Source organism: Maribacter sp. Asnod2-G09 (assembly GCF_045063795.1).
Classification (GTDB): Bacteria; Bacteroidota; Bacteroidia; order Flavobacteriales; family Flavobacteriaceae; genus Maribacter.
On sequence record NZ_JBEFOA010000005.1, the window covers coordinates 1,753,780 to 1,769,312 of the forward strand.

A 15,533-nucleotide genomic window follows, 5' to 3' on the forward strand; every position below is an offset into this window, starting at 1 on the left:
GACTATGATAACTATAAAACAATTTAAAATCATTGCAATGGTCGGGTTACTCGTTCCCTTTGGATGTAGTGATGAGATTCTTGATCAAACAAATCCTAATGAAATTGCTGTGCAAGGATTTTGGAGAAATGCAGAAGATGCAAAATTAGCTGTGAATGGAATGTACCACCCGATAACCGGAACTTTTTTCTGGGGTCGTATAGTTCATGTTGGTGCATTATTGAGAACAGATGCAATCAATCCTATTCCTTCAGGGGGTAATACTTCACTATCAACATTTCAAGGTAGTCCAGGTGTAGCCCGTTGGGCACAAGAGCCCTGGGAAGAAGCTTATAAATCAATATTTAGAGCAAATTCAATTCTTGAGAACGTTAATGAAGAAAATGTTCCTAATACAAGTGATCGTAATGAAATATTAGGACAAGCACATTTTTTTAGAGCCTTCGTATATTTCTACATGGTAAATATATACGGGAATGTTCCTTTAGTGGACAAAACCCCGGACCCTAAGAACGATGATGAGTTATTTCCAACTCAGGCATCTCAGCAGGCCGTGTGGGATTTAATTATTGAAGATTTGCAACTAGCAGAGTCTATGTTGCCAGATAGTTGGTCTTCAGATAATTTAGGTCGTCCTACCAGTTGGTCTGCGACTGCGCTAAAGGGTAAAAGCCATTTATATAGAAGTGGTTTGCTTAATGTTGATGAGTATGCAGTGGCTGAAGCTGCTTTATTAGAAGTAGTAAATAACGGGCCGTTTAACTTGTTACCTTCTGAGCAGTACCAAGATAACTTTACACAAACGAATGAGAACAATGTAGAGTCTGTTTTTGAACTACAGTACCATCCTATAGGTAATGGTAATTTTGTTTGGGGACAAGATATTCCAAGAGCAGGAACTCAAGGTAATTTTGTTATTGAATATGCTCCGCCAAGTCAAACACCTGATAATGGACATGTGATTAATCCATGGGTGAAAAATGTATTTGAGAGCAATAATGATGAGGTGAGAAGAAATGCAACCTTGGCTTATGATTATCCAGGTAGTGTTATTAATGTTGATGTTCCTTTTACAGAGGGTCTAGCATCTGATATTGAAACAGTAAATTCTTTGCTAGGTCAGCCACAGAATACTGGTCTAGAACCGATATTCACACGTAAATATTCTGGTTTGGAACTACCTGCGGGGGCTACAGGTTTCTTAGGTGACGATTACGGTGTAAACTGGAGAATAATTCGTTATTCTGATGTTTTATTGATGTTGGCAGAAGCTATTAATGAGCAAAATAGACCAGCAGATGCAGAACCTTTTTTAAATCAAGTAAGAACTAGGGCCCAAATAGATGTAATTACAGGACTAGATCAGGTTAATATGCGTCAAGCGATTATAGATGAACGTGTAATGGAACTTACGGGTGAAGGGCATAGGTTTTTTGATTTGGTAAGATGGAATTTAGCGGAAACATATTTAGGTGCGAATTCAGCACATGAAGGTCCGCACCCAAAATCAATTGCTGGCGGTTTTTTCCAATCCAGTAAACATGAGTTGGTATTTATTCCACAGAGTGAATTGCAGTCAAATCCTAATTTAATTCAGAATCAAGGATATTAAAAAGTTTGTTAGTTTTAGTTGTTGAGTTTAATAAGCCAAGTATGTTGAGATACTTGGCTTTAAACTTAAATTATTATATTTCTTATGAATAGATATGCTTCCTTATTATGTTTTCTACAGCTATTTTTAAGTAGCTGCGATTCTAATAACGAAGGTTTTGTTTTCAATACTGTTTCAGAGCAAACAACACATATCAATTTTTCAAATACAATTACTGAAACCGAAGAAATCAATATTATCGATTTTCAATATTGCTACAATGGTGGCGGTGTTGGTATAGGTGATTTTAATAACGACTCGCTTCAAGATATTGTCTTTACGGGAAACCAGGTATCATCAAGAGTTTATTTGAATAATGGAAATTTAGCATTTACAGATATTTCTGAGAAAGCTAAATTTTTTACAGATTCTTGGGTTACAGGTGTTTCGATCGTAGATATTAATTCTGATGGTTGGGACGATATTTACCTAAATGTCGGTGGTGCAAATTGCAATAATGATTGTCCGAATTTATTATTTGTTAATCAAGGTTTAGATAGAGAAGGTATTCCATTTTTTAAAGAAGAAGCAAAGGCATATGGTCTAAATGATGCAAATTATGCGCAGCAAGCTGTTTTTTTTGACTATGATCAAGATGGTGATTTAGATGTCTATATAGTTCATAACGGTAATACTACACATGATAAAAATACTCCAATGCCTAAAAGATATTTACCAAGGCATTTATCAGATTATCTGTTAAAGAATGAAACTGTAATGGGTTTAGACCATCCTGTTTATAGAAATGTTTCAGACACTTTACATATTACGGGCAAAGGTTTTGGTCTAGGGGTTGGTATACATGACTTTAATGGAGATAATTTACCAGATATATACGTGTCCAATGATTTTATAACAGATGATTTTCTGTATATCAATAATGCTTCGATATCGAACGAGGATCCGGCTTTTAAAGAATCTAGTAAAGATTATGTATCTCATGAAACATATAATGCCATGGGTGTAGATATTGCAGATATTAATAACGATGCTATACCAGACATTTTGGTGGTAGATATGTTGCCCAATCAATATAAAAGGCAAAAGTTGATGTTGGGCAGTATGAATTATGATAAATACCTCTTGTCACAGACAAATGCGTATACTGATCAGTTCATGCGAAACACACTTCAGTTAGGTAACGGTTTTATAGATAAAAAGCCTTTAAAGTATAGCGAAGTAGGTTTTCAAAAAGGAATTTCAAGTACCGATTGGAGCTGGGCTCCGTTAATGGTAGATTTTGATAACGATGGCGATAAAGACATATATATTACCAATGGTTATGTAAAAGATATTACAGATTTAGATTTTATCAACTATTCTAACGAAAACAGCATATTTGGTACACAAGAAGCAAGAAGTAAAAGGGTTAAAGAGTCTGTCTCGAAATTACCGGGTATTCATTTACCTAATTTTATTTATGAGCAAGTTTCAAGTGATAACTTTAACGATGTTTCTACAACATGGATTAAAGAAAAAGAATCATTTTCGAATGGTACGGCATATGCAGATTTGGATAATGATGGCGATTTAGATTTGGTGGTCAATAATATCAACGAGAAAGCCTTTGTATTAGAGAATACAACATCAAAAAATAAGTCTACCAATTATTTACGACTAAGTCTAAACGGAGGTGTTTACAATAAAAAAGCTATAGGAGCTAAAATTTCGATTTACCATAATGGTAGTGTTCAAAATCAATATCATTCTGTAATTAGAGGGTATTTATCATCAATGGAACCAATTGTACATTTCGGCTTAAAAGACACCATAATTGATTCGTTAAAAGTACAATGGCCCAATGGTAAAACCACTATGAAGTATAGTGTAGAGGCGAATCAAATATTGACTTTAAAGGAGCGTGACGCAAAATTAAAAATAGAAAACCATAAACAAAAAACACTTTTTTTTGGATCAGATACTACGTTGTTAAACTATACACAAGATGACACACCTTTAAACGAATACACATTTCAGCATCTATTAGTAAAGCAAAATACGGCAAAAAGTTCTTGTATAGTAGCGGCGAATATTGATGGTATTGCTGGTGATGAATTATTTATAGGCGGCAGTAAAGGTAAACCTAGTAGTATATGGTTTCAGAATACCTATGGTACATATATGCCTGTTCAGTTTTTAGATACAGAATATGATGATGTGGCTGCGGTTTTTTTCGATGTTGACCAAGATGGTGATTTAGACTTATATGTTGCCAGCGGTGGTAATAGATTTGAAGATGGCTCTGCAAATTATCAAGACAGAGTCTATTTAAATAATGGTCATGGAGTGTTTACTAAAAGTAAAGGTATAGTGCCTGCAATTCATGAAAGTACTAGTACGATTGCTGCAGAAGATTTTGATAGAGACGGTGATATTGATGTTTTTGTTGGGTCAAGACTAACTCCAAAAGAGTATCCGTTACTACCAGAAAGTACATTTCTGATAAATGAAAAAGGAAGATTTCATAAAAAGTTTCAATCACTATTCGAAGGATTGGGGATGGTAACCAGCGCATTATGGGAAGATGTAGACAATGACTCATGGAAAGATTTGGTCGTGGTTGGAGAGTTTATGGAAATCACCATTTTTAAGAATAATAAGGGCGATTTAAATCGCATGCCAATAGCATGGCTAAATGATAAGGATGAAAACATAAACACATCTGGATGGTGGAATAAGGTTGTAGCAACCGATATTGATAACGATGGTGATATAGATTTCATCTTAGGTAACCAAGGTACAAATGGCTTTATGAAACCAACACAAGCCAAACCAGTATATGTGTATACCAGAGATTATGATAAGAACGGAAGTTTTGATCCTGTTTTGGCAATGTATTTTAATACAGAAGAAGGTGAGCAATTATTACCGGTGCATTCTAGAGATGATGTTATGAAACAGCTTACCGTTTTAAAGAATGACCACACCTCTTATCAAGACTTTGCAAATGCGAGTTTTGAAGAGTTGTTGAAAATTAAAGACCTATCATTAGAAACCCTACAGGTGTCAATTTTTGAAAGTAGTTATGCAGAAAATTTAGGAAACGGAAAATTCAGATTGGTAGCACTGCCAGATAAATGTCAAGTAGCACCAATTCAAGATATTTTGGTCGATGATTTAGATAACGATGGTAATATAGATGTGCTTTTGGTGGGTAATGACCTAACAACAGAAACTCATTACGGTAACCAAGATGCACTGTCTGGTTTACTAATAGAAAGAGATAATAATGAATTTGTGGTGTATGATAGTAGAGATTCTGGTTTTTACGTGCCCGGGCAATCGAATCACCTAATTCAAGCAAAAGATAAAAATGGGAGGACTTTTTTAATGGCGACCCAATATAATAACGAAGCAAAAGTATTTTTTAAAAACTAATTAAAGAATTTTTTATGAATGTTGATAGTATTGATGCTACTATAGAAGCTATGGAAATAATAGGAGATGATGCCAATGTGTCTTCTTCCATCCAAAAAATAAGTGCTGATAATGGCTTAGAAATTTATCAGTTTCACGTCTCGTGCAGTGAAAAGAAATTTCCAAAACCAATAACATTAAGGTGGAAAGTACCTGCCGTAAATGTAAAAGGTGTATGGAAACCTACAACAGATTTCTCAAAAAGAATTCAGGCAGATTGGGAGTTGGATCATATGGAATCTAGAATTTCTATCGATGCTCCAGTAATAAGTTTGTTTGGTCATAATGATGAAAATATAATCACCTTCGCATGTTCTAATGCAATAAATAAATTGCAAATGAACGCGCGAATTAGAGAAGAGGATAATTACTTCTATTGCCATATTACTTTCTTTTCTGAAGAAGAGCAGGCTCTTGAAAATTTCGATGCACAAATTCGAATAGATACTAGAAATACAGGCTTTTCCACAGCGTTAAAAGAGGTATCTAAATGGTGGGAAACTTTTGATGATTTAAAACCGACAACAGTACCTGCAATAGCGAAAATGCCATTGTATTCTACTTGGTATCAATTTCACCAGAATTTAGATTTAGAACTTTTACTTGAAGAATGCAAGCTAGCAAGTAATTTAGGATATAAGGCGATAATTATTGATGACGGCTGGCAAACTTTCGACAATAACAGAGGTTATGATTATACGGGCGATTGGAAACCAGAACGTATACCGAATATGGCAGCATATGTAAAACAAATACATGATACCGGGCTAAAAGCTGCGATATGGTATTCAGTGCCATTCTGTGGTCCAAAATCAGAAGCTTTCAAGAGGTTTAAAGGTAAGTTTTTAACAGAAGATCATAGATGGGCACCAGTTTTCGATCCAAGATATCCAGAAGTAAGGGATTATTTGATCGGTATTTATACAAATGCAGTCAAAGAATGGAATTTAGACGGATTAAAACTTGATTTTATTGATGATTTTAGGTTGTACGAAAGCACGCCTTTGGGCATGGAGAATGGTAGAGATTACGCATCTATAAATGAAGCGGTAGACAGATTGATGACCGATGTAATCAAAAACTTGCAAGCAATTAAGCCAGATATTTTTATTGAGTTTAGACAAAAATATGTTGGTCCGGCTATGCGTAAATTTGGTAATATGCTTCGTGCATTCGATTGCCCGGGCGATGCGACCATGAATAGAATTCGTATAGCAGATATTAGAATGTTATGTGGCAATACCGCTGTACATTCAGACATGGTTACCTGGCATGATTCTGAACCTGTAGAAATTGCAGCGCTTCAATTGATCAATACACTTTTTGGGGTTCCACAGCTATCCATGTTTATTTCAAAAGCTTCTATTGAGCATAAGAAAATGATAGCTTTTTATACCGATTATTGGAATAAGAATGCAGATGTGCTTATGAATGGAGATTTTACGCCGTATAGACCATTAGCCAATTATCCGTTGCAGAAAGTCACTACGCCTGACAAGACAATTTTTGGAGTATATGATGCATATGTTATCGATTTAGAAAATGTGGGTAGTGAATTCCATATTTTAAACGGACAAATTGCTGATTCTGTTATCATCAGAAATGCAAACGATTTTGAAGATTACCAATGTTACGTATATGACTGTCAAGGTCAGCTTGTAGCAGAAAAATCAATATCGTTTAACAAAGGTATACTAGAGGTAGCCATACCGCCATGTGGAATTTTAATTGCGAAGAAAGCTTAAATCTGCAATATGAGCGAAAAAGAAAAAATGACCCAAGGTCTACCTTACGATCCAAACGATGCAGAATTGGTTAAAGGTAGATTAAGTGCTCGCAGATTATTGCGAGAAATTACGGCGATATCAGAAGATGATGAGCAAGATCGAAAAATCTTGTTTAGAAAACTCTTTGCAGAGACTGGTAACGAATTTTATATTGAAAATCCGTTCATATGCGATTATGGTTTTAATATACATTGGGGTGAAAATGCGTATGCGAATTTTGGTTGCATCATTTTAGATGCCGCCCCGGTTTATATAGGTAAGAATGTAATGATGGCGCCTGGGGTTAGATTGATGACGGCGACGCATCCTTTAGATTATAAGGCACGTAATTCAGGTATTGAATTTGCAAAACCTATTCATATTGGTGACAATGTATGGATTGGTGCGGGTGTAATAGTAAACCCAGGGGTAAAGATTGGTAATAATTCTGTCATAGGTTCTGGTAGCGTTGTAGTAAAAGACATTCCAGAAAATGTGGTTGCCGTAGGTAACCCTTGTAAAGTGCTGAAAAGCATTGATAATCCAGAATAATTGTCAAGTAATCTAATAGTAACTAACAACTAAAATATAATAAGCATGCTCTCAATTATTTCTTTTTTAGGTTTCACAATTTTAGTTGCAGTAATAGCTTGGTACAACACACGCAAAACAGATGAGAAATCTGCAGATGGTTATTTTCTTGCAGGTAGAAGTTTGGGCGCAATTACTATTGGCGGGTCTATACTCTTAACCAATCTTTCGGCAGAACAAATAGTTGGGCTAAATGGACAGTCTTTTGCTCAAGGAGTTTTAGTAATGGCATGGGAAACTTTGGCTGCTATAGCATTAATATTTACCGCTATATATCTTTTGCCAAAATATATGCGAGCGGGTATAACTACGATACCTGAGTTTGTAGAAGAACGTTTCGATTCGCAAACGAAATCAATATTGGCATTACTTTTTTTAGTTGCCTTTGGTATAGTATTATTACCTACCATTCTTTATTCGGGCTCTATAGCTTTTAGCACAATGTTCGATTTACCCGAGTTATTGGGTACATCACAATCTACCGTAATTTGGATCTGCGTATGGTCTATTGGCTTAATAGGTTCTGTATATGCGATTTTCGGAGGATTGAAAGCTGTTGCGGTATCAGATTTAGTGAATGCAATAGGCTTGTTGATCGGTGGCTTGTTAATACCTGTTTTTGGGTTAATGCTTATCGGTGACGGTAGCGTTTCTGATGGCTTTAGCGAATTATGGACTGCAAACCCAGATAAGTTTAATGCCAAGGGTGAAGTTGATTCTTATCTGCCGTTTAGTACATTGTTTACTGGTTTAATGATTGCTCAAATGTATTATTGGGGAACGAACCAATCTATATTACAAAGAGTGTTCGGTGCAAAAAGTTTGGCAGAAGGTCAAAAAGGAATGATACTAGCTGGCTTCGTAAAGTTTTTGATTCCGATTATTGTGGTTCTACCAGGTATAATTGCGTGGCATATATTTGGTGCTGAATTAGAGAATCCGGATCAGGCTTATCCAGCTTTGGTTAAAAAGGTTTTGCCAGGGGCATTTCTTGGCTTCTTCGCTGCAGTATTGTTCGGTGCAATTTTGAGTTCTTTCAATAGCTTGTTAAATAGTAGTTCAACACTTTTTGGTATTGATTTATATCGTCAGTATTTCAATAAAAATGCATCAGACACCCAAATGGTGCGTGCAGGTAAGATTTTCGGTTTGTTTTTAGCGTTTATATCAATGATTCTGGCTCCGTTTATCGCGAATGCACCAGATGGTTTGTTTGCCTATATTCAAGAATCTTTGGGCAGTTTAAGTGTTCCTATATTAGCTGTTGTAGTTATAGGTATGTTGACAAAAAACGTACCTGCAAAAGCAGCGAAAATTGTTTTAACAGGCGGTGTTGTAATGTATTTAGTAAGTCAGTTTGTATTGAGCCCCTATTTTATTGATACAGCAATGGCAGAAGCAGCCGCGAATGGTATAACAAATGCCAAAGAGCTAGGTATTATAAAGGCACAGGCATATCCTCATTTTCTGCATGTAATGGGCATATTGTTTGTTATCAATGTTGGTTTTTTATTGCTAATGGGTAAAATGTACCCTAATAAGAATACGTATAATCCTAAAGTTACAGATCAAATAGATGTAACGCCGTGGAAACATGCCAAGCTAGTAGGTCTACTTATTACGGTATTAGTATTAAGTACGTATTTGATTTTTTAAAGAAGATAAAATTATATGAAGAAATATGTCATCGCCTTAGATCAAGGTACAACAAGCACGAGAACTATTGTTTTCGATAAAGAAGGTACTATTATTTCAATTGCTCAAAAAGAATTAAAGCAATATTATCCGCAATCTGGTTGGGTAGAACATGATGCATTAGAAATTTATAACGACCAATTAGAAACTTTTAACGAGGCGATAGAAAAATCTGGTATAGATCCTAATGAAATAGCATCTATAGGTATTACAAATCAAAGAGAAACCACCGTAGTTTGGGATAGAGAGACAGGTGAGCCCATACACAAAGCTATTGTTTGGTTAGATAAAAGAACTACGGCTATTTGTAATGATTTAGAGGAGAAAGGCTTAACGAATTATATAAGGCAGAATACGGGTCTAGTAATTGATTCTTATTTTTCTGGAACAAAGTTAAAGTGGATTTTAGATCATGTAGATGGTGCTCAAGAAAAAGCCGAAGCTGGTAAATTAATGTTCGGTACTATCGATAGTTGGTTGATATATAAATTTACGGAAGGTGAAAAACATGTAACGGATCATACCAATGCATCGCGTACCTTAATTTATAATATTAAAAAATTAGAATGGGACGATAAACTACTTGAAGAATTAAATATTCCCAAATCATTACTGCCAAAGGTTCAAAACTCATCTTCAGATTTTGGAGCAATAAATTATAAAGGTATTCAGATTCCAATTTATGGTGTAGCCGGTGATCAACAAGCCGCTTTATTTGGTCAAGGTGGTTTTGAAGAAGGTATCGCTAAAAGTACATTTGGTACTGGTTGCTTTATACTTTTAAATACAGGTGGAAAACTGGTAAATTCAAAAAGAGGCTTGCTGTCCACATTAACCTGTAGTTTAGAAAATGAACCCGTACACTATGCATTAGAAGGCAGTATTTTTGCTGGTGGTGCTTCTATACAGTGGTTGAGAGATAGAATGAAGGTGATAGATAGCGCGAGCGAAACAGAAGCTATTTGTACAAGTATACCTCCTTTAAAAAATGTATATGTAGTACCCGCTTTTGCAGGTTTAGGTGCTCCACATTGGGATTCTGAGGCAAAGGGAAGTATTTACGGAATGACGTTGGATACCGGTAGAGAAGAATTGATTAAGGCGACCGTAAACTCATTGGCATATCAGACCAAAGATGTTATCGGTGCAATGGAAAAAGATTGTAAGAGTAAGAGTGTTACCTTAAAGGTTGATGGTGGTGCTAGCGCAAATAATTATTTGATGCAGTTTCAATCAGATATTTTAAATGTAGAGGTAGATCGTCCAAAAATGATAGAGGTTACGGCATTTGGTGCAGCTTTACTTGCAGGTATTAAAGCAGGTGTTTGGACTAAAAATGATATAGCAAAAATTAGAGAGGTCGATACGATTTTTAGTCCTAAAATGGACAAAAAGGAAAGAAAATCGAATTATAAAGGCTGGAAAAAAGCAGTTAAACGTACAAAAACAAAGTAAGGAAATGAAGGAGGGTACTATGTTGGAATTTTCGGTATTAAATAGAGCAGAGCAAATCAAAAAATTACAAGATGGTAAGTTTGATTTAGCTATAATCGGTGGTGGTGTAACAGGTGCAGGTATAGCCTTAGATGCAGCTTCAAGAGGATTGAAGGTTTGCTTGGTAGAGAAGAATGATTTTGCATCTGGCACAAGTAATAAATCTACCAAACTTATACATGGAGGGCTAAGATATCTTAAGCAATTCGAAATTGGTTTAGTTAGAGAATCAGGTTCTGAGCGGGCAATAGTTCATAAATTGGCACCACATTTAGTAATACCGGAAAAAATGCTGCTGCCCTTAGTTGAAGGTGGTACATATGGTAAAATGATGACCTCAATTGGTTTGCAGGTATATGATTTTCTAGCAGATGTTAAAGGTGATGATAGGCGAAAAATGCTCGATAAAGCAGAGACCATAGAAAAAGAGCCCTTGCTTAATGAAAGTGTAGTTTTAGGTGGTGGTCTTTATGCTGAATATAGAACAGATGATGCTCGACTAACCATAGAGATATTAAAAAAAGCAGCATCGTATGGGGCAACGATTATCAATTATTGTGAGATGGAGTCGTTTGATTACGATGAAAATCATAAAATAAAAGGATTAAACTGTAAAGACGGTAATACCGGAGAGGAATTAAAAATAAAGGCTAGAAATTATGTTTCTGCTGCAGGACCGTGGGTCGATACTTTGAGAACTAAAGATCAATCGATGAACAATAAGCATTTGCATTTAACCAAAGGGGTGCATATTGTTTTTCCGTATGAGAAATTACCGGTAAATCAGCCTTTGTACTTTGATGTACCTGATGGCAGAATGATTTTCGCGATACCAAGAGGTAGAGCGACTTATGTAGGTACTACAGACACAAATTACTCTGGTAGTCTAGATAGGGTAGTAGCAACAGAAGATGACGCTAATTACATTCTAAATGCGATTAATGGTACTTTTCCTGATGTGCATCTTACTGTAGGTGATATAGAATCTAATTGGGCAGGTTTACGACCTTTAATTCATGAAGAAGATAAAGATCCGTCTGAGTTGTCTAGAAAAGATGAATTGTTTGTTTCTGATAGCGGATTGATTTCAATTGCAGGTGGTAAATTAACGGGATACCGAAGAATGGCAGATCGTGTAATTGAAGCCGTGTTGAAAACCATGAAGAAAAAGCATACTGCTGATTTAAAAAAGTCAGATACGTCTAAAATATCTTTGGTATCACCTTCTCTTGATAATTCTAAAAATGTATCTACATATCAAAAGGAATTAGAGGTAAGACTTAAAGAAATGGGTGTTGTTGATACGTATCATGCTTGGTATTTATGTACAACTTATGGTAAGCAAGCAGAAATCGTCCTAGATAAATCTAAAACATTTAAAAATGAAGATGCTCTAGAGAGAATTATTAGAGCAGAATTGTGGTTCTGCATTCATCATGAAATGACAAACACACTTACCGATTTCTTTGTACGTAGAACAGGTAGATTGTATTTTGATATTCCTAGCGTTAAAAAGTACGCAAATATAATTCTAGATGATTGTGTAGTGTATTTGAACTGGAATGATGCGTATGCTAATAATGAAAAAGAGAAATTAGAAGTGTTGATTACAGATGCAACTACGTATTATGTTAAAGAGTTTGTTTAAAATATAATTAAAACAAAAAGAGCACCAAACTTCAGCGTAATGCCTAAGTTTAAATGCCCTTTTCCAACTAACAACTTAAATATGCACTTTTAAAAGGCAGCACTTAGTGAATGTTGAATTCACATGGTGTTGCCTCTATACTTTATGAACGTAACTTTTTTATTCTAGCTAAAGTATCTTTAACCAATGCTTCTAAACCAGCATAATCTTTATTTGCTAAAATATCTTTACTTATTAATTTTGATCCCATACCAACACAAGTAACACCTGCATCGAACCAACCTTTAAGGTTAGCTTCATCGGTACTAACACCACCTGTCGGCATAATGCTTGTCCAAGGTTGAGGTCCTTTGATTCCTTTAACGAAACCAGGTCCGTAAAGGTCACCAGGGAATAATTTTACAATCTCACAGCCCATTTCTTCGGCTTTGTTGATTTCGGTTAATGAACCACAACCAGGAGACCATAAAACTTTTCTACGGTTACAAACAATTGCAATATCTTCTCTTAAAGAAGGGGTTACAATGAAATTTGCACCAATAGACATGTAGTATGAAGCGGCACCGGCATCTGTAATAGACCCTACACCCATAATCATACCTGGTAAGTTTTTGATAGCATATTTGTTTAATTCTGAAAATACTTCGAAAGCGAAATCGCCACGAGCGGTAAATTCCATTAAACGTGCACCACCATCGTAACAAGCTTGTAAAACCTTTTTACCTAACTCTACATCTGGGTGATAAAATAAAGGAACCATACCAGTTTCCTTCATTACGTTTGCTACTTCTATTCTTGAATATTGTGCCATCTATTTTTTTATTTCTCAGTTAAAATTTTGTTGAAATCGTAGTCCGAAGGATTGTCTACATATTTTTTTGCATTCTCATAATCGTCTTCACCTATATAGAATAAGTTTTGAAAGCATAATTCTGCTAATTCTGAATTGATATCTACCAAACGCGGGGCAATTTTACCGTTCTCATCTTGAATTTCAGATAAGAATAACGGTGTAATTTCACCTCTAGAATTTGCAGTAACCATACAGCCACTTTTACCTTCGTCAAATAATTTTTTTACGCCAAGACCTAGAACCGTACATAAAGTAAGGTCAAAACCAATAGGTCTGCAACAGCGTAATTCGTAGCCTAGTTCTACTGGTCTACTTTTAATATCAATACCTAACTCTTTTAATTTCTTTTGAACGAGCATATTAAAAATATGCGCTTTACTTACATTTCCTAACTCTGGGTGCCCATGGTCATCATAGGTGAATTTAATATCACACTTATTTAATTCGGAGTCTGGCATATTATGAAAAACCCCTTCACTAATTAGTGCTACACCGTAATTGATATTTTCAATTTTACGTTTGATCATTGAAGAAATGACCATTCTTACTACCTTATCAAAAGTGATAGAAGTGCGGTCAAACATTTCTGGAATAATCATCATAGGGTAGTGGCAGCTAGCTGCAATACCGAATGCTAAATGACCCGCAGAACGACCCATGGTAGACATTACAAACCAGTTTTGACTGGTGCGAGCGTCTTCATAGGTTGTGTTACCAATACGCACACCTTCATCTTTTGCAGAATGGAAACCAAATGTTGGGTTTCTATCTGGTAACGGTAAATCGTTATCAATGGTTTTAGGTACGTGAATGTTAGCAATTGAAATACCTTCTTTCTTTAAAAACCCAGTAATTCTGTTGGCAGTAGAAGCAGTGTCGTCACCACCAATACTTACCAACAGTTTTACATTATTATCAATAAACAGGTTAGTGTTTAGTTTTTCGTTTTTAGGTTTAAAACGGCTCATTATTAATGTTGAGCCACCTCTACTGAAAATCCTATCGGCATGGAAAAAATCGAATTCCTTGATTTGCGGATTTTCATCAAAAATTCCTTTAAAGCCTTCGTGTAATCCTAAAACGCGATAATTATCTTTTAAGAAAGCCTTTGCTACGGTACTGATTACGGTATTTATACCAGGTGCAGGTCCGCCACCGCAAAGAATTAAAACAGATTTTTTCGACATTTTTAGTTTTTAGGAGGTCTAAAGCAATTTGTTAATTATCTAGCAACTCTACCAGAAGCATCACCACCCATTAGTTTCTCAACTTCAGAAACCGTTACAAGGTTGGCATCACCTTTAATAGTATGCTTTAAACAAGATGCAGCAACTGCAAAGTCAAGTGCATTCTGGTCATCTTCTGGGTATTTCAATAATCCGTAGATCAAACCACCCATAAAAGAATCTCCACCACCAACACGGTCAACTATATCTGTAATTTGGTATTGACGAGTTTCGTACATTTTAGTACCATCCCAAAGTACACCTGCCCACGTATTGTGAGATGCAGAAATAGAACCTCTTAAGGTTGTAATTACCTTTTTAGCTTTAGGGAATTTCTTCATCATCTGCTTACAAACAGATAAGAAAGCTTCCGCTTTAACATCGGCACCATCTTTATGAACATCAAGTCCTTCTGGGTGAATTCCAAAATGCTTTTCAGCATCTTCTTCGTTCCCTAAAATAATGTCACAATATTCGGTTAATCCCGCCATTACTTTTTCTCTGTGAGCATCGTCACAGTATGTCCAAAGTTTAGCTCTATAATTTAAATCTGTTGAGATTGTAATTCCTTTTGCACTAGCAGCTTTAACAGCTTCTAAACAAACATCTGCAGCTCCTTGAGAAATAGCTGGTGTAATACCTGTCCAATGAAACCATTCAACATCTTCAAAAACAGCATCCCAATCGATCATTCCAGATTCTATTTCTGAAATAGCTGAATGAGCTCTATCGTAAACTACTTTACTACCTCTAGATACCGCTCCGGTTTCTAAGAAATAGATTCCTAAACGATCACCACCGTAAACAATTTTATCTACGCCAACGCCTCTTTTACGCATTTCCATCATTGCACATTCCCCAATATCATTTTTTGGTAAACGTGTTACGAAATCTACAGGAACACCATAGTTAGCTAAAGATACAGCTACGTTAGATTCTCCACCTCCGTAAACTACATCGAAATTGTTAGCTTGAGAAAATCTTAAAAATCCTTGTGGTGCTAAACGAAGCATGATTTCACCGAATGTTACTACTTTTTTCATGTTGTTTTATAAGTTTAATAAGTACTGATTTAAAATTTGTTTAATCGATTAACCACTTTAGGTAAAAAATAACCAAAACAGACATTTTTTGTTAAAGTTAATTAAAGTCTTACTTTTGGTTAATCGATTAAACAAATATATACAAACTA

General features: G+C 35.6%; 10 protein-coding genes. 7 read left to right on the forward strand and 3 right to left on the reverse strand.

The features are described from left to right. Positions 1-4 precede the first annotated feature (4 nt). The 7 genes from ACJJVT_RS19620 (at position 5) to ACJJVT_RS19650 (ending at position 12,262) form a co-directional block, all read left to right on the forward strand. Positions 5-1,612, forward strand: coding sequence for a RagB/SusD family nutrient uptake outer membrane protein (locus ACJJVT_RS19620; protein ID WP_405400933.1), 1,608 nt, complete (start codon positions 5-7; stop codon positions 1,610-1,612). An 84-nt stretch (positions 1,613-1,696) separates the two neighbouring features. Then, the gene (locus ACJJVT_RS19625) at positions 1,697-5,029 is read left to right on the forward strand and encodes a VCBS repeat-containing protein (RefSeq protein WP_405400934.1); all 3,333 of its coding nucleotides are present in this window, start codon (positions 1,697-1,699) and stop codon (positions 5,027-5,029) included. A 14-nt stretch (positions 5,030-5,043) separates the two neighbouring features. Continuing rightward, positions 5,044-6,813: a glycoside hydrolase family 36 protein gene (locus ACJJVT_RS19630; RefSeq protein ID WP_405400935.1), complete on the forward strand. Its 1,770-nt coding sequence runs from the start codon at positions 5,044-5,046 to the stop codon at positions 6,811-6,813. 9 nt (positions 6,814-6,822) lie between these two features. Then, positions 6,823-7,386 (forward strand): sugar O-acetyltransferase, encoded by a 564-nt coding sequence (locus tag ACJJVT_RS19635; protein WP_405400936.1) that lies wholly within the window; start codon positions 6,823-6,825, stop codon positions 7,384-7,386. Between the two features lie 45 nt (positions 7,387-7,431). After that, positions 7,432-9,081 (forward strand): solute:sodium symporter family transporter, encoded by a 1,650-nt coding sequence (locus tag ACJJVT_RS19640; RefSeq protein WP_405400937.1) that lies wholly within the window; start codon positions 7,432-7,434, stop codon positions 9,079-9,081. 15 nt (positions 9,082-9,096) lie between these two features. Continuing rightward, positions 9,097-10,575, forward strand: a complete 1,479-nt coding sequence (gene glpK / locus ACJJVT_RS19645; RefSeq protein ID WP_405400938.1) for a glycerol kinase GlpK — start codon at positions 9,097-9,099, stop codon at positions 10,573-10,575. Positions 10,576-10,579: 4 nt separating this feature from the next. Beyond that, positions 10,580-12,262 (forward strand): FAD-dependent oxidoreductase, encoded by a 1,683-nt coding sequence (locus ACJJVT_RS19650; protein WP_405400939.1) that lies wholly within the window; start codon positions 10,580-10,582, stop codon positions 12,260-12,262. A 142-nt stretch (positions 12,263-12,404) separates the two neighbouring features. Here the strand turns inward: ACJJVT_RS19650 and ACJJVT_RS19655 are convergent, their stop codons facing one another. Genes ACJJVT_RS19655 through ACJJVT_RS19665 form a run of 3 tightly spaced genes read right to left on the reverse strand, consistent with a single transcriptional unit; the run spans position 12,405 to position 15,384 of the window. Then, entirely contained in the window at positions 12,405-13,073 is a 669-nt protein-coding gene (locus ACJJVT_RS19655) for a bifunctional 4-hydroxy-2-oxoglutarate aldolase/2-dehydro-3-deoxy-phosphogluconate aldolase (RefSeq protein WP_303600833.1), read from the reverse strand. Positions 13,074-13,081: 8 nt separating this feature from the next. After that, the gene (locus ACJJVT_RS19660; RefSeq protein ID WP_405400940.1) at positions 13,082-14,302 is read right to left on the reverse strand and encodes a 6-phosphofructokinase; all 1,221 of its coding nucleotides are present in this window, start codon (positions 14,300-14,302) and stop codon (positions 13,082-13,084) included. Between the two features lie 35 nt (positions 14,303-14,337). Next, the gene (locus tag ACJJVT_RS19665; RefSeq protein ID WP_405400941.1) at positions 14,338-15,384 is read right to left on the reverse strand and encodes a PfkB family carbohydrate kinase; all 1,047 of its coding nucleotides are present in this window, start codon (positions 15,382-15,384) and stop codon (positions 14,338-14,340) included. Between the last annotated feature and the right edge of the window lie 149 nt (positions 15,385-15,533).

What these genes read in the sequence shown, in the direction of transcription:
- ACJJVT_RS19660 (WP_405400940.1), bottom strand. Translation starts at nt 14,302, where the DNA reads ATGTCGAAAAAATCTGTTTTAATTCTTTGCGGTGGCGGACCTGCACCT.
- ACJJVT_RS19655 (WP_303600833.1), bottom strand. Translation starts at nt 13,073, where the DNA reads ATGGCACAATATTCAAGAATAGAAGTAGCAAACGTAATGAAGGAAACT.
- ACJJVT_RS19620 (WP_405400933.1), top strand. Translation starts at nt 5, where the DNA reads ATGATAACTATAAAACAATTTAAAATCATTGCAATGGTCGGGTTACTC.
- ACJJVT_RS19650 (WP_405400939.1), top strand. Translation starts at nt 10,580, where the DNA reads ATGAAGGAGGGTACTATGTTGGAATTTTCGGTATTAAATAGAGCAGAG.
- ACJJVT_RS19630 (WP_405400935.1), top strand. Translation starts at nt 5,044, where the DNA reads ATGAATGTTGATAGTATTGATGCTACTATAGAAGCTATGGAAATAATA.
- glpK (WP_405400938.1), top strand. Translation starts at nt 9,097, where the DNA reads ATGAAGAAATATGTCATCGCCTTAGATCAAGGTACAACAAGCACGAGA.
- ACJJVT_RS19665 (WP_405400941.1), bottom strand. Translation starts at nt 15,384, where the DNA reads ATGAAAAAAGTAGTAACATTCGGTGAAATCATGCTTCGTTTAGCACCA.
- ACJJVT_RS19640 (WP_405400937.1), top strand. Translation starts at nt 7,432, where the DNA reads ATGCTCTCAATTATTTCTTTTTTAGGTTTCACAATTTTAGTTGCAGTA.
- ACJJVT_RS19625 (WP_405400934.1), top strand. Translation starts at nt 1,697, where the DNA reads ATGAATAGATATGCTTCCTTATTATGTTTTCTACAGCTATTTTTAAGT.
- ACJJVT_RS19635 (WP_405400936.1), top strand. Translation starts at nt 6,823, where the DNA reads ATGAGCGAAAAAGAAAAAATGACCCAAGGTCTACCTTACGATCCAAAC.